Consider the following 14,070-nt stretch of genomic DNA (forward strand, 5'->3'; position numbering starts at 1 on the left):
TACGTCCGGATTATCAGCGCTGGCTTGATAATGCTTCCAGTTTAATCGGGATTATCACAGCAGGCAGGACATTGCATCTAAGAGGCCGAAATGGGCGCCCTTCTGGAAGGACGCAAATGTTCGACCCGGAGGATGCCATGTCGACCACCACCTATATCCCTGAAGAATCAGGCAAAATCGGCCTACGCCCGTCGCGCGCGACGCTCAAGCGGGCAGCCGTCGGGCTCGCCGCGCTGGTCGGCGTCGCCGTCGCCGCCGACTTTGGCTACGACTACTTCACCACCGGCCGCTACCTCGAATCGACCGACGACGCCTATGTGAAGGCGGATTCCACGATCATCGCGCCAAAGGTGTCGGGCTACATCGCCAAGGTGCTGGTCACTGACAACCAGCCGGTAAAGGCCGGCCAGCCGCTGGCCGAGATCGACGACCGCGATTACCGCACCGCGCTCGGCCAGGCCAAGGCCGATGTGAACGCGGCCGATGCCTCGGTGCGCAACCTCGATGCCCAGCTCGAATTGCAGCAGCCGATCATCGACCAGAGCACCGCCGATGTCGAAGCCGCCGAAGCCAATCTGAAATTCGCCCAGGAGGAGCAGAGCCGCTACGACGGGCTGATGAAGTCCGGCTCCGGCACCATCCAGCGCGCGCAGCAGACCGATGCGGCGCTGCGCGCCAACAGCGCGCAATTGCAGCACGCCAAGTCGGCGCTGTCGGCGGCACAGCGCAAGGTCGACGTGCTGACCACGCAGCGCGCCCAGGCCGCAGCGCAGGTCGATCGCGCCCGCGCAGTCGAGCAGCAGGCCGAGCTGAATCTGTCCTATGCCAAGATCACCGCGCCGGTCGACGGCACGGTCGGCGCCCGCACGCTGCGCGTCGGCCAATACGTGCAGGCCGGCACCCAGCTGATGGCTGTGGTGCCGCTCGATGCGGTCTATGTGGTCGCCAATTTCAAGGAGACCCAACTGACCCATGTGCGCAACGGCCAGCCGGTCGAACTCACCGTCGACAGTTTCCACGGCACGACCTTGAAAGGCCATGTCGACAGTCTGTCGCCGGCCAGCGGTCTCGAATTCGCACTGCTGCCGCCCGACAACGCCACCGGCAATTTCACCAAGATCGTGCAGCGTGTGCCGGTGAAGATCGTGCTCGACGACCATAGCCTCACCGGCCTGCTGCGGCCGGGCATGTCGGCGATCCCGACCGTCGACACCAAGGCCGCGGTGCTGGCCGATCGCGACGAGAAGCGGCGGCTTGCTTCGGCGACGCGGCCGCACGGCGGGTAAGCCAAGCATTTCCCGACTGGCTTGACGCGATCGATCACCGCATCGGTGGTCGATCGCGTTTTGCTGTGTGCGAACTTTCTTGCCTCTCCCGCTTGCGGGGGAGGCCGCATTGCATCGCAGATGCGATGCGGGCGGGGGCTCTCTCCACACCATGACTCGCGGAGAGAGCCCCCACCCCTCGCTCCCCGCAAGCGGGAGAGGGAGCCTGACAGCTGTGCTCAGCTCGCGATTATCAACTTCAGCCGGACAATCCTTCCACTCTTTCCCGGATTATCGAAAGGCGCCGCCTAATACATGTTGTTGGGGCCAGCAAGGACGACCCCGATGACCGCGCTCCAGCCCACAGCCGATGCAGCCAACACGGCCGATCTCGCCAAACCCGCCACGCCGGCGACACCCACAGTCTCGACCCGGACCTGGATCGCGGTGATCGGCGCCACGCTCGGCGCGTTCATGGCGGTGCTCAACATCCAGATCGTCAACGCCTCACTCGCCGACATTCAGGGCGGCATCGGCGCCGGCATCGATGATGGCGGCTGGATTTCGACCTCCTATCTGATCGCCGAGATCGTGGTGATCCCGCTGTCCGGCTGGCTTGCCCGGGTGTTCTCGGTGCGCCTCTATCTGCTGACCAACGCATTCCTGTTCCTGGTGTTCTCGGCGGCCTGCGCGCTGGCGCAGGACCTTCCGCAGATGATCGCGCTGCGCGCCGTGCAGGGCTTTACGGGCGGCGTGCTGATCCCGATGGCGTTCACGCTGATCATCACGCTGCTGCCGAAGGCCAAGCAGCCGATCGGGCTAGCACTGTTCGCGCTGTCGGCGACGTTCGCGCCGGCGATCGGCCCGACCATCGGCGGCTATCTCACCGAGAACTGGGGCTGGCAGTACATCTTCTATGTCAATCTGGTGCCCGGCGCCGTGATGATCGCCATGCTGTATGTCTCGCTCGATCCGAGCCCGATGAAGCTGTCGCTGATCCGCCAGGGCGATTGGCTCGGCATCATCACCATGGCGATCGGCCTTGCCGCGCTGCAAACCGTGCTGGAAGAGGGCAACAAGGACGACTGGTTCGGCTCCCCCTTCATCGTCCGCCTGTCGGTCATCGCAGCGGTCTCGCTGACAGCCTTCCTGATCGTCGAATTCACCGTCGAGAAGCCGCTGCTCAATCTGCGCCTGCTCGCCCGCCGCAATTTCGGCTTCGGCATGCTGGCCAACTTCCTGATGGGCATCGCGTTGTACGGCTCGGTGTTCATCCTGCCGCAGTATCTGGCGCGCATCCAGGGCTACAACGCCGAGCAGATCGGCATGGTGCTGGCATGGACCGGCCTGCCGCAGCTCGTGCTGATCCCGCTGGTGCCGAAGCTGATGCAGCGCTTCGACCCCCGCATCGTGATCGGTGTCGGATTTGCGCTGTTCGCCGGTTCCAACTTCATGAACATCTACATGACCAACGATTATGCCGCCGATCAGCTGCTCTGGCCGAACGTGGTCCGTGCGGTCGGTCAGGCGCTTGCATTCGCCCCGCTGTCGGCAGTTGCGACGGCCGGGATTGAAGCAGAGAATGCCGGATCGGCGTCGGCGCTGTTCAACATGATGCGCAATCTCGGCGGTGCGATCGGCATTGCCGCGCTGCAGACATTGCTGACCAAGCGCGAGCAGTATCATTCCAACGTGCTGATGCAATCGGTCTCGCTGCTGGAAGAGGCAACCCGCACCCGGATCGCGCAGATGACGCAGTATTTCATGAACCACGGCGTCGCCGACCAGGCCGCCGCCGCACATCGCGCGATCGCCGCAGTCGGCAATGTCGTGCAGAAGCAGGCCTACATCCTGGCCTTCAGCGACACCTTCTATCTGCTCGGCGTGGCGCTGATCATCGCGCTGGTCGCGACTCTGTTCCTGAAGAAGCCGGGCCAGCTCGCTGGCGGCGGTGGTGCGCACTAGCAATTCCCAACTCAACCAAGGAGAACGACCATGAAACCCCGGATGAACTTCTACCAGGCGGCCCCCGAGACGATTAAAGCGCTGGTTGCCGTCGAAGGCCAGATCACCGCGAGCGGCCTCGAGCAATCGCTGATCGAATTGGTCAAGACCCGCGCCTCGCAGATCAACGGTTGCGCCTACTGCATCAACATGCACACCGAGGACGCCCGCAAGCATGGCGAAACCGAACAGCGGCTCTATCTGCTCAACGCCTGGCGCGAGTCGCCGCTCTACTCCGAGCGCGAGCGCGCGGCGCTGGCCTGGACCGAAGCGCTGACGCTGATTGCAGACACGCATGCGCCCGACGCCGACTATGAGGCGGTCCACGCCCAGTTCTCGGACAGCGAGCTGGTCAACCTGACCACGCTGATCGGCGCCATCAACGCCTGGAACCGGATCGCCATCGGCTTCCGCGCGGTGCATCCGGTGAAGGTGAAGGTCGCGGCGTGACACGACCGACCGTGGGGTGGGTTAGCCGAAGGCGTAACCCACCGTCCGCCTTCCGGACGATTCTGCTATGAGGCGGCAACGGCGGGTTACGCTTCGCTAACCCGCCCAACAAGGCTGCCATGCCCCGCTTCATGCGGGGCGTCCAGTACGCCGCGACTTCTCGGTTCAAGCACCGCGGCCTCTGGAATACTGGATCGCCCGGTCGAGGCCGGGCGATGACAGCGCAAAGTGCGGCGCGGCCTTAAACCCCCGTCGCGCGGGCGAACTCGACATAGATCTCGCGCAGGCGGTCGGTGATTGGGCCGACTTTGCCGTTGCCGACCTTGTTGCCGTCGATCGCGACCACGCCCTGCACGAACACCGAGGCGCTGGTGATGAAGGCTTCCTTGGCGGCGAGCGCTTCCGCGACCGTGAAGGCGCGCTCCTCGATCCGCAGCTGACGCTCCTCGGCGAGCTTGACCACCGCCTTGCGGGTGCAGCCGGGCAGGATCTCATTGCCGTTCTGCCGGGTCACGATGACGTCGTCCTGGGTGATGATGAAGGACGAGGACGAGCCGCCCTCGGTGATCTTGCCGTCCTCGATCATCCAGGCCTCGCCGGCGCCGGCCGCGGCCGCCGCCTGCTTGGCCAGCACCTGCGCGAGCAGCGCCACGCTCTTGATGTCGCGCCGCTCCCAGCGGATGTCGGGCACCGTGATGACGTTGATGCCGGTCTTGGCCGAGGGCGCGTTGATGATGTCCTTTTCCGAGGTGAACATGACAAGCGTCGGCTTGACGTCGGCCTTCGGGAACGGGAAATCGCGTCCCTTATCGGCGCCGCGGGTCACCTCCAGGTAGACCATGCCGTTGACGAGGTTGTTGCGCGCCACCAGCTCCTTCTGGATCTCCTCGATCCGCTCCAACGTCTCGGGCAGCGCCAGCTGGATCTCGCCGACCGAACGCTTCAACCGCGCCAGATGCGAGGCGTTGTCGATCAGCTTGCCCTCGAGCACCGCCGCCACCTCATAGATGCCGTCGGCGAACAGGAAGCCGCGGTCGAACACCGAGACCTTGGCCTCGGAGTGCGGCACGAACGAGCCGTTGACGTAAGCGATCTTTTCCACGCGAGTTCTCCTGCGGACGAAGGGGGAGTTCTGGGCTTTCGTATACGCAAATTGTTAACGGGGGAAAACCCCATAGACGCCGTCATTCCGGGGCGCGCCACTTGGCGCGAGCCCCGAATCCATTGCACCTTGGACGATGCGGCCCGATGGATTCCGGGCTCGCGCTACGCGCGCCCCGGAATGACGATGGGAAGGGCTTGCGCCTCAGCTCAGGCCTAATGCTGCAAGATCTTAGACAAGAACTTCTGCGCGCGGTCGCTGCGCGGCGTGCCGAAGAAGTCGGCCTTCTTGGCGTCCTCGACGATCTCGCCGCGGTCCATGAAGATGACGCGATCGGCGACCTTGTTGGCGAAGCCCATTTCGTGGGTCACCACCATCATGGTCATGCCCTCACGGGCGAGGTCGACCATGACGTCGAGCACCTCGCTGATCATCTCGGGATCGAGCGCCGAGGTCGGCTCGTCGAACAGCATCGCGATCGGGTCCATCGCCAGCGCGCGTGCGATCGCGACGCGCTGCTGCTGGCCGCCGGACAACTCGGCCGGGTACTTCTTGGCATGATCCTGCAGCCCGACGCGCTCCAAAAGCTTGATGGCCTTGGCGGTGGCGTCGCCGTGCTTGCGGCCCAGCACCTTCTCCTGCGCGAGGCGGAGGTTGTCGATGATGCGCAGATGCGGGAACAGCTCGAAGTGCTGGAACACCATGCCGACGCGGGAGCGCAGTTTCGGCAGGTCGGTCTTGGGATCATTGACCTTGACGCCGTCGAGCGTGATATCTCCGCCCTGGATCGGCTCCAGCGCGTTGACGCATTTGATCAGCGTCGACTTGCCCGAGCCGGACGGGCCGCAGACCACCACCACCTCGCCCTTGGCGACGCTGGTGGTGCAGTCCTTCAGCACCTGGAAGGTCGGGCCGTACCATTTATTGACGTGATTGATCTCGATCATGATGGCTCAGCTTGTTGTTCAGCGAACAATGGCGATCCGCGCCTGCAGGCGGCGGACGCCAAAGGACGCGACACAGGAGATGACGAAGTAGACAACGGCGGCGAACAGATACATTTCGACCAGACGGCCGTCGCGCTGCGCGACCTTGCTGGCGGCGCCGAGAAAATCCGTGATCGACAACACGTAGACCAGCGAGGTGTCCTGGAACAGCACGATGGTCTGCGTCAGCAGCACCGGCAGCATGTTGCGGAACGCCTGCGGCAGCACGACATAGCGCATCGACTGCGCGTAGGTCAGGCCGAGTGCGCTGGCCGCGGCCGGCTGGCCCTTGGAGATCGACTGGATGCCGGCGCGCATGATCTCGGAGAAATAGGCCGCCTCGAATGCGATGAAGGTGATCAGCGAGGAGGCGAAGGCGCCGACCGTGATCGGCCGCGACGCGCCGGTCAGCCACTGCCCGATATACGGCACCAGGAAGTAGAACCAGAAGATCACCAGCACCAGCGGCAGCGAGCGGATGAAGTCGACATAGAGGCCGGCGATGCGCCCGAGCCATTTGTAACTCGACAGCCGCATCAGGGCGATCATCGTGCCGAACACGAGGCCGCCGAAAGCTGCAAGCGCCGTCAAGGTCAGCGTGAAGCGCATGCCCTCGAGGAACAGATAGGGCAGCGCACGGCGGATGACGTCGAAATCGAAATTACCGATCATCGTCACTTGCCCGTGATGTAGCCGGGGATCGCGACATAGCGCTCGAGGAAGCGCATCGCGGTCACCACGACGAAATTGAGAAGAAGATAAAGCACGGTTGCGGCGGTGAAGGCCTCGAACACCTGGAACGAGAATTCCTGCATCGAGCGAGCTTCGCCGGTCAGTTCGACCAGGCCGATGGTGATGGCGACCGCGCTGTTCTTGATGGTGTTGAGGAATTCCGAGGTCAGCGGCGGCAGGATGATGCGGAATGCCATCGGCAGCAGCACGTAGCGATAGGTCTGCACCGTGGTGAGGCCGAGCGCGGTTGAAGCCTGCTTCTGCCCGCGCGGCAGCGAGGTGATGCCGGCCTGCAACTGCACGGCGACGCGCGCCGACATGAAGAAGCCGACGCCGATCGCGGCGGTCCAGAACGGCGCGTTCGGCAACTGCTTCAGCCACAGCCCAGCGGACCTCGGCAGCAACTCGGGCAGCACGAAGAACCACAGGAAAAGCTGCACCAGCAGCGGCATGTTGCGGAAGAACTCGACCCAGCAGAAGCCGATCCATGACGCGGTCCGCGACGGCAATGTGCGCAACACGCCGACCACCGAGCCGGACACCAGCGCGATGATCCAGGCGAGCACCGATACCTTGACGGTGACCACCAGTCCCGACAGCAACAGGTCGAGATAGGTGCCGGTCCCCATCGGGTTCGGCTCGAGAAAGATGTGCCAGTTCCAATTATAGTTCACGGGTCCCCCACGCGATCGCGCCGCTCACGCCAGACGGCAACGTCTGCGCATCCAAACGCGATGCGCAGACGATATGCAAATGCCCGGCCATTCTCCTCCAAAAATGGCCGGACACCTTGATTTTCGGACCCTCTGGTGAGGCGGCGCGCCGCGCCGTCTCGAACCATCGGGCCCCGGCGGCTTACTTGTACGAATCCGGATCCGGCGAGTCCGACGGCTTGGCGAATTCGTGCTTCAGCTCCGGCCCGAGCTCGACGTTGAGGGTCAGGCCCTTCGGCGGGATCTTCTGCATGAACCACTTGTCGTAGATCTTCTCGCCTTCACCGCTGGTGTAGAGCGCCGCAGTGGCGGCGTCGACGACCTTCTTGAACGGCACATCATCCTTGCGCAGCATGATGCCGTAGGGCTCCGGCTTGGAGAACGCGTCCTTGGAGATGACGTAGTCGCCCGGCGACTTCGAGCCGGCGACGAGGCTGGCGAGCAGGATGTCGTCCATCACGAAGGCGACCGCCCGGTCGGTCTCGACCATCAGGAAGGCTTCGGCGTGATCCTTGGCCGGGATGATGGTGGCGCCGAGATTGCGCGCGACATTGGCTTCGGTGAGCTGCTTGATGTTGGTGGTGCCGGCAGTCGAGACCACCGTCTTGCCCTTCAGGTCGTCGATCGACTTCAGCCCGCTCGACTTCTTGAAGACGTAGCGGCTGGCGGTCAGGAAGTGGGTATTGGTGAACCAGACCTGCTTCTGACGCTCGGCATTGTTGGTGGTCGAACCGCATTCGAGGTCGACGGTGCCGTTGGCCATCAGCGGGATACGGGTCGCCGAGGTCACCGGATTGAGCTTGACCTCGAGCTTGTCGAGCTTGAGCTCCTTCTTCACGGCGTCGACGATCTTGTAGCAGATGTCCATGGCGTAGCCGACGGGCTTCTGGTTGTCGTCGAGGTAGGAGAACGGAATCGAGGAATCGCGGTAGCCGAGCGTGATCGCTCCGGTGTCCTTGATGTTCTTCAGCGTTCCGGTCAGCTCCTCGGCCTGCGCCTGGCTCGCGCCGAGCGCGGCGGCGAGCGCGAAGCCGATGAGATATTTGCGTGTCATACGTCTACTCCTTCGTGGAAACGTCGATTTATTGCATGAGAATGTCGGCGAGGACGGGTGCGATGTAGCGGCGAAACTGCTCCGGATTCTCGCTCATCGGAAAATGACCGAGTTGCTCCATGATCGTGACGCTGGCGCCCCCTATTGCCGCTGCGGTCCGCCTCGTGTCCTCGGGCGTGCAGGAGAAATCATACTCGCCCGTGAGGAGATAGAGGTTGCATACTTTAGTCTCGATTGACGCGACCCGGCCGCGCAGGTCGCCGTCGACGCGGTAGAAATACAGGTCGCCCTTGAACACGCCGGGACCGCCCTGCTTGTAGGCCCACAGCGTTTCCATCCGCGCGGCTGGTGGACTCTGCGGGGCAATGAGCCCCGACACCAGCGCGGCGCAGACTTCGCCGCCGTGAACGTCCGGACGGTTCAGCCAGTCGGTGTCGTACCACGGCGTCTGGAAATCGGCAGCCTCGAGCCCGATCAGCGCGCGGAACTCGCTGGCATGCTCGATCGCAAGGTTGAGCACGATGCGGCCGCCGATCGAGCAACCCATCACGACCGGCTTCTCCAGCCGCAGTGCACGGCAGAAGGCGCGGATGGTCTCGGTGTAGCGCGCAGTGGTGAGTTGGTATTCATCGCCGGTCCAGCTCTTCGGCGGATTCGACTTGCCATGCCAGGGCATATCGAAGGCAATGATGCGGAAATTTTCGGCAAATTGCGCGTCAGCGAGCAGATGCCGCCACTGTCGCGCGTCCGATCCGGCCGTGTGCAGGCAGACCAGCGGAATGCCCTTACCGTTCTCTTCGAAATAGATCCGGTGCAGTTCGCCGCCGATCTCGACATGAACGTAGCGGCCGACCATCGGCTCGATGTGGCCGTTCATGATGGTGCCGCTCATGATGCGGCCGCCGCGAAATGCTGCCGCGGTAGCGCCAGCAGGTCCTTGAAGTATTGCAGATGCGTCATGAAGGGATAGAGGTCGCCTTCCAGCACCGCCTCGCCGCGCTTGGTCAGCGCCAGCAGATCATGCCAGCCGGGCTTCGGCTCGGCCTGCCAATAGGCGGCCCAGGCCTGCGGCGTCGCGCGATAGGCGAAGCGCCACGAGCGCATCAGGACCGGTGCAGGCTTGAGCTCGACGATGCGCCCGGTGCGGATCGCGGCATGATACGGCCGTGCCATCGGTCCGAGCAGACAGTCGCAATCGAGCAGCCGCCCGCGCGCAACCAGCGAGGGAGTCTGGTCGAGCAATGCGGGAAGGCCGGCAAACGCCGTCGTCACAGCGTTGTCGGTGGCGTCGGGCGAAAGCGTCATCAGTCGGGGAAGTTTCCTGCGGCGGATAAGCCCATGATGACCGGAAGGGCGTCATCCCGCAAGGCGCCGATGCCCTCGGATGCCCTTGGGTTCCCTGGATAATTTGCTTGACCAAACGCGGCTTGCCGGTCAGGGCGCCGCCCCCGCGCCCTCTCCGCATGCTGCCAGAAACTGCCAATCCGTCAGACCAAAGACCGATTGAATTCCGCGGCTCGGCAGGGCGTGGCAAAGCGCGGCAGGCCAATTGTCGCAGCTGGCGCCTTCGCTCTTCCGTTGCCCGCCGCGTTCTGTCCAATGCGCCGTGTGTCCCCGCGATGACAGGGACGATCATTGCCAACACCGAACAAGACGCGGCCGCGATCGAACGCGGCCACAGGGAGAAAACGAGATGTCGCAGCGCAATCGCTTGATGGTCCTGCTCGCCGCCACCGGCATGCTGGTGTCGGTTGCAGCGCAAGCACAGGATTATCCGACCAAGCCGATTACGCTGATCGTGCCGTGGCCGGCGGGCGGCTCGACCGATATCTCGATGCGCGCGATCGCCGAGAGCGCCTCCAAGGTGCTGGGCCAGCCGATCGCGGTGGACAACAAGGCGGGCGGCGGCGGCACCGTGGGCCCGGCGACGATGGCCGCGGGCGCCAAGCCCGACGGCTACACCATCGCGCAGATCCCGATCACCGTATTCCGCTTGCCGCTGATGCAGGAAGTGTCGTGGGATCCGGCGAAGGATTTCTCCTACATCGTGCACCTCACCGGCTACACGTTCGGCGTCACGACCAATGCGGAATCGCAGTTCAAGACCTGGCAGGACGTGGTCGATTTCGCCAAGAAGAATCCCGGCAAGGTGACCTACGCATCGCCGGGCACCGGCACTTCGCTTCATGTCGGCATGGAGCAGATCGCGTTGATGGCCGGCGTCAAGCTGACCCAGGTGCCGTTCAAGGGCGGCGCCGAGACCAACGCCGCGGTGCTCGGCCAGCACACCATGCTGCAGGCCGATTCCACCGGCTGGCGACCGCTGGTCGACGCCGGCAAGCTCCGCCTGTTGATGGTGTGGACCGGCGCGCGCTCGCCGAACTATCCCGACGTGCCGACGCTGAAGGAGCTCGGCTATCCCATGATCTACGACTCGCCGTTCGGCATCGCCGGCCCCAAGGGCATGGATCCCAAGATCGTCGCCAAGCTGCACGACGCCTTCAAGAAGGCGATCGAGGACCCCGCAGTGATCGCAACCCTCGCCAAATACGACATGGTGCCGAACTACAAGAACACCGAGGACTACAAGAAGTTCGTGGTCGAGGTCACCGAGTCAGAGCGCAAGGTGATCGACACGCTCGGGCTGGCGAAGAAGTAAAGAAACCGAACTGCGCTTACCACGAGTACTGGCGTCATCCTGAGGTGCGCGCGTTTGCGCGCCTCGAAGGATGGACACGGGCACCGTCGCCCCTTCGAGGGCTACGCTGCGCTTCGCCACCTCAGGGTGACGGTGAACCAAGAGCGAGCGCTCCCCATGACAGACCAAACCAACGTCAAACTCCGCCTCAACAACTCCGAGCTCTGGGGCGGGTTGATCGGGCTCGGGCTCGGCCTCTTCGTGATCTGGTCCGGCCTGAAGCTCAAGCTCGGCACCATCAACGATCCCGGCTCCGGCTACGTGCTGTTCTACACCGGCATCCTGATGTGCGCGTTCGCGGTCTCGATCACGATCGCGGCGGTCACCGAGGGTGGGCCGACTTTCGCCTCGCGCTGGCAGAATATGCGCTGGGGCAAGCCGGTGCTCGTCATCGTCTGCCTCGCCGCATTCGCCTTTGCGCTGGAGCCGCTCGGCTTCCTGCTGTCGGCGATCCCGCTGATGCTTTTGCTGCTGCGCGTGATCGATCCGGTGCGCTGGTCGCTGGCCGTCCCGCTGTCCATCCTTGCCCCGCTCGGGATGTGGTGGGTGCTGAAGCACCTGCTCGCGATCCAGTTGCCGAGCGGCATGTTCGAGATCGGTTGAATTGCCCATGGATACACTCGTCAACGTCGCCCACGGCCTCGGCGTCGCGCTGCTGCCGATCAATTTGCTCTACTGCTTCATCGGCGTCTTCATCGGCACGTTGGTCGGCGTGCTGCCCGGCATCGGCCCGATCTCGGCGATGTCGCTGCTGCTACCGGTGACGCTGTCCGGCACGCCGGAATCCGGCATCATCATGATGGCCGGCATCTATTACGGCTCGATGTATGGCGGCTCGACCACCTCGATCCTGGTCAACATTCCCGGCGAAGCCGCCTCCGTGGTCACCTGCATCGACGGCCACCAGATGGCCAAGCAGGGCCGCGCCGGACCGGCGCTCGGCATCTCCGCGTTCGGCTCGTTCATCGCCGGCACCTTCTCGCTGGTCGCCTTGATGCTGGTGGCGCCCTCGCTCGCCAGCGTCGCGATCGCGTTCGGACCGGCCGAATATTTCAGCCTGATGGTGCTCGGCCTTGTCGTGCTGACCTTCCTCACCCAGGGCTCGATGGCGAAGGCGCTGTTGATGGCCTGCATCGGCGTCGTGCTCGGCCTGGTCGGGCTCGACAGCATCACCGCGCAGCCGCGGCTGACCTTCGGCCGCATCGAGCTGATCGATGGCATCGGCCTGGTGCCCGTCGTGATGGGCCTGTTCGGCGTCGCCGAGGTGCTGCTCAACACCGAGCAGGCGATCAAGCGCGACATCATCAAGACAAAGATCACCCAGCTGTTGCCGAGCAAGGAGGACTGGAAGGCGAGCAGCGGACCGGTGGCGCGCGGCACGGTACTCGGCTTCTTCCTCGGCATCCTGCCCGGCGGCGGCGCCGTGGTGGCGTCATTTGCATCCTATGCGCTGGAGAAGCGGCTCTCGAAGCATCCGGAGCGGTTCGGCCATGGCGCGATCGAGGGCGTCGCGGGGCCGGAATCGGCCAACAATTCCGCGGCCGGCGGCGCCTTCATTCCGCTGATGACGCTCGGCATCCCGCCGAACGTCGTGATGGCGCTGCTGCTCGGCGCCTTCGTGATCCACGGCCTGCAACCGGGACCGCTGATGATCTCGCAGAACCCGACGCTGTTCTGGGGCATCGTCGCCAGCATGTATATCGGCAATCTGATGCTACTCGTGCTCAATCTGCCGATGATCGGCATGTGGGTGCAGCTGCTGCGGCTGCCCTACAACGTGCTGTTCCCGCTGATCATCCTGTTCACGATCATCGGCGTCTACTGCTCCAGCAACAACGTCTTCGACGTCCACGTCATGATCGCGTTCGGCGTGATCGGCTATTTCATGCGCAAGCTCGGCTACGAGCCGGCGCCGCTGGTGCTCGCCTTCGTGCTCGGGCCGATGCTGGAGAACAATCTGCGCAAGTCGCTGATCCTCTCGCAGGGCGATCTCATGACCTTCGTGGAACGGCCGATCTCGGCGATCTGCCTCGCCTTCGCGCTGGTGCTGCTGGTCGGCCCGTTATTGCCGTCGCTGCGCAAGAAGCGCGAGATGGTGGCGCTGGATGAAGGGGCCTAGGTCATCTTGACGATGCGCCCAGGCTTCGGCGCCTGGGCCATCGCGCGGGCCAGCACCTGGGCTTCCTTCTTCAGCATGTCGGCGAGTTCGGCTTCGCGGCGGCGGATGCGGTCGGTCGCGGCGCCGATCGAAAGCGCGGCGACCACTTCACCGGCATCATCGCGGACCGGAACACCAACGCCGCCCATGCCGGGAAATGCGGCGTCGAGCAGCACGGTGTGGCCGGCCTTGCGCGCCACCGCGATGCGCTCGCGCAGGAATTTTGGCGTGATGCGCGGCGATTTAGCCAGCCGCGGCACGATCACCTCGATCACGGCCTCGATCTCGGCATCCGGCAGCCAGACCAGAAGCGCCAGCGCGCCGGCGCCGACGCCGAGCGGACGGCGGCTGCCGATCTGCAGATAATTCGGTTGCAGCGGATGATTGCCGACCGAGCGCGCCAGATAGAGCGCCTCGACGCCGGATCGTACCGACAACAGCGCGGTATCGGCGGAGCGCTCCGACAGCCGCAGCAGGCTCGGCTGCGCCAGCTCGGCGATGTCGACCGAGCGGCGCGCGCCGACCGCCATCACCCGCGCCTCCTGGCCGAGCTCGTAGGTCTTGGCGCCGGCGACCCGGGAGACGAAACCCTCCTCGATCAGCGAATTGAGGATGCGCAGCGCGGTCGCCTTGTTCAGCGAGGTGGTGTCGGCGATGTCGGTCAGCCGCAGCGGCGAGCGCTGCGCCAGCACGCGCAGGATCGCGCAGACTTTCTGGATCGCATTGAACTTATCGGGTTGGCCCGGCTCCGGTGATAGCCTCTTGCGGCTGGTGCGCGCGGTCGCAGTCGTGGAGGCGTTCATGCCTTGGCCTTCCTTGCCGTCAATTCCAAACCTTGAACCGGGAAGAGACCCGCCCGGCGAACATCATCCTAGGACGGATGATGCGCACCGGACATCGTATACTTT

At 64.3% G+C, this 14,070-nt stretch carries 14 protein-coding genes; 6 read left to right on the forward strand and 8 right to left on the reverse strand.

Translation table 11 applies throughout. From position 1 onward, the window contains the following. Window positions 1-137: 137 nt before the first annotated feature. From JQ616_RS02025 to JQ616_RS02035, 3 genes are all read left to right on the forward strand, one after another. Complete coding sequence (locus JQ616_RS02025; RefSeq protein WP_212011829.1) at window positions 138-1,286, forward strand: HlyD family secretion protein; 1,149 nt, start codon at window positions 138-140, stop codon at window positions 1,284-1,286. 324 nt (window positions 1,287-1,610) lie between these two features. Continuing rightward, window positions 1,611-3,230, forward strand: a complete 1,620-nt coding sequence (locus JQ616_RS02030; protein WP_212011831.1) for an MDR family MFS transporter — start codon at window positions 1,611-1,613, stop codon at window positions 3,228-3,230. Window positions 3,231-3,260: 30 nt separating this feature from the next. Further along, entirely contained in the window at window positions 3,261-3,719 is a 459-nt protein-coding gene (locus JQ616_RS02035) for a carboxymuconolactone decarboxylase family protein (protein ID WP_212011833.1), read from the forward strand. 241 nt (window positions 3,720-3,960) lie between these two features. Here JQ616_RS02035 and JQ616_RS02040 read toward each other — a convergent pair whose 3' ends face one another. From JQ616_RS02040 to JQ616_RS02070, 7 genes are all read right to left on the reverse strand, one after another. Beyond that, window positions 3,961-4,821, reverse strand: coding sequence for a D-amino-acid transaminase (locus tag JQ616_RS02040; protein ID WP_212011835.1), 861 nt, complete (start codon window positions 4,819-4,821; stop codon window positions 3,961-3,963). Window positions 4,822-5,036: 215 nt separating this feature from the next. Then, window positions 5,037-5,768, reverse strand: coding sequence for an amino acid ABC transporter ATP-binding protein (locus JQ616_RS02045; RefSeq protein WP_212011836.1), 732 nt, complete (start codon window positions 5,766-5,768; stop codon window positions 5,037-5,039). A gap of 18 nt (window positions 5,769-5,786) precedes the next feature. Continuing rightward, entirely contained in the window at window positions 5,787-6,479 is a 693-nt protein-coding gene (locus JQ616_RS02050; RefSeq protein WP_212011838.1) for an amino acid ABC transporter permease, read from the reverse strand. Between the two features lie 2 nt (window positions 6,480-6,481). Continuing rightward, a complete protein-coding gene (locus JQ616_RS02055) occupies window positions 6,482-7,213 on the reverse strand; it encodes an amino acid ABC transporter permease (RefSeq protein WP_212011840.1) in 732 nt (243 codons plus the stop codon). A gap of 181 nt (window positions 7,214-7,394) precedes the next feature. Next, window positions 7,395-8,306 (reverse strand): amino acid ABC transporter substrate-binding protein, encoded by a 912-nt coding sequence (locus tag JQ616_RS02060; protein WP_212011842.1) that lies wholly within the window; start codon window positions 8,304-8,306, stop codon window positions 7,395-7,397. 28 nt (window positions 8,307-8,334) lie between these two features. Next, entirely contained in the window at window positions 8,335-9,198 is an 864-nt protein-coding gene (locus tag JQ616_RS02065; protein WP_212011844.1) for an alpha/beta fold hydrolase, read from the reverse strand. Next, the gene (locus JQ616_RS02070) at window positions 9,195-9,611 is read right to left on the reverse strand and encodes a hypothetical protein (protein ID WP_212011846.1); all 417 of its coding nucleotides are present in this window, start codon (window positions 9,609-9,611) and stop codon (window positions 9,195-9,197) included. The genes JQ616_RS02065 and JQ616_RS02070 overlap by 4 nt, the downstream gene beginning before the upstream one ends. Window positions 9,612-9,999: 388 nt before the next feature. On the opposite strand from JQ616_RS02070, the gene JQ616_RS02075 reads away from it, so the two are divergent. The 3 genes from JQ616_RS02075 (at window position 10,000) to JQ616_RS02085 (ending at window position 13,123) form a co-directional block, all read left to right on the forward strand. Continuing rightward, window positions 10,000-10,965 (forward strand): tripartite tricarboxylate transporter substrate binding protein, encoded by a 966-nt coding sequence (locus JQ616_RS02075; RefSeq protein WP_212011848.1) that lies wholly within the window; start codon window positions 10,000-10,002, stop codon window positions 10,963-10,965. A 156-nt stretch (window positions 10,966-11,121) separates the two neighbouring features. Beyond that, the gene (locus JQ616_RS02080) at window positions 11,122-11,607 is read left to right on the forward strand and encodes a tripartite tricarboxylate transporter TctB family protein (RefSeq protein ID WP_212011850.1); all 486 of its coding nucleotides are present in this window, start codon (window positions 11,122-11,124) and stop codon (window positions 11,605-11,607) included. A 7-nt stretch (window positions 11,608-11,614) separates the two neighbouring features. Then, complete coding sequence (locus JQ616_RS02085; RefSeq protein ID WP_212011852.1) at window positions 11,615-13,123, forward strand: tripartite tricarboxylate transporter permease; 1,509 nt, start codon at window positions 11,615-11,617, stop codon at window positions 13,121-13,123. On the opposite strand, the gene JQ616_RS02090 is transcribed toward JQ616_RS02085, so the two are convergent. Then, window positions 13,120-13,965, reverse strand: coding sequence for an IclR family transcriptional regulator (locus JQ616_RS02090; RefSeq protein ID WP_212011854.1), 846 nt, complete (start codon window positions 13,963-13,965; stop codon window positions 13,120-13,122). The genes JQ616_RS02085 and JQ616_RS02090 overlap by 4 nt on opposite strands. Between the last annotated feature and the right edge of the window lie 105 nt (window positions 13,966-14,070).

The organism is Bradyrhizobium tropiciagri (assembly GCF_018130545.1).
GTDB lineage: Bacteria > Pseudomonadota > Alphaproteobacteria > Rhizobiales > Xanthobacteraceae > Bradyrhizobium > Bradyrhizobium tropiciagri_A.

What these genes read in the sequence shown, in the direction of transcription:
- JQ616_RS02025 (WP_212011829.1), top strand. Translation starts at nt 138, where the DNA reads ATGTCGACCACCACCTATATCCCTGAAGAATCAGGCAAAATCGGCCTA.
- JQ616_RS02030 (WP_212011831.1), top strand. Translation starts at nt 1,611, where the DNA reads ATGACCGCGCTCCAGCCCACAGCCGATGCAGCCAACACGGCCGATCTC.
- JQ616_RS02035 (WP_212011833.1), top strand. Translation starts at nt 3,261, where the DNA reads ATGAAACCCCGGATGAACTTCTACCAGGCGGCCCCCGAGACGATTAAA.
- JQ616_RS02045 (WP_212011836.1), bottom strand. Translation starts at nt 5,768, where the DNA reads ATGATCGAGATCAATCACGTCAATAAATGGTACGGCCCGACCTTCCAG.
- JQ616_RS02050 (WP_212011838.1), bottom strand. Translation starts at nt 6,479, where the DNA reads ATGATCGGTAATTTCGATTTCGACGTCATCCGCCGTGCGCTGCCCTAT.
- JQ616_RS02060 (WP_212011842.1), bottom strand. Translation starts at nt 8,306, where the DNA reads ATGACACGCAAATATCTCATCGGCTTCGCGCTCGCCGCCGCGCTCGGC.
- JQ616_RS02065 (WP_212011844.1), bottom strand. Translation starts at nt 9,198, where the DNA reads ATGAGCGGCACCATCATGAACGGCCACATCGAGCCGATGGTCGGCCGC.
- JQ616_RS02070 (WP_212011846.1), bottom strand. Translation starts at nt 9,611, where the DNA reads ATGACGCTTTCGCCCGACGCCACCGACAACGCTGTGACGACGGCGTTT.
- JQ616_RS02075 (WP_212011848.1), top strand. Translation starts at nt 10,000, where the DNA reads ATGTCGCAGCGCAATCGCTTGATGGTCCTGCTCGCCGCCACCGGCATG.
- JQ616_RS02080 (WP_212011850.1), top strand. Translation starts at nt 11,122, where the DNA reads ATGACAGACCAAACCAACGTCAAACTCCGCCTCAACAACTCCGAGCTC.
- JQ616_RS02085 (WP_212011852.1), top strand. Translation starts at nt 11,615, where the DNA reads ATGGATACACTCGTCAACGTCGCCCACGGCCTCGGCGTCGCGCTGCTG.
- JQ616_RS02090 (WP_212011854.1), bottom strand. Translation starts at nt 13,965, where the DNA reads ATGAACGCCTCCACGACTGCGACCGCGCGCACCAGCCGCAAGAGGCTA.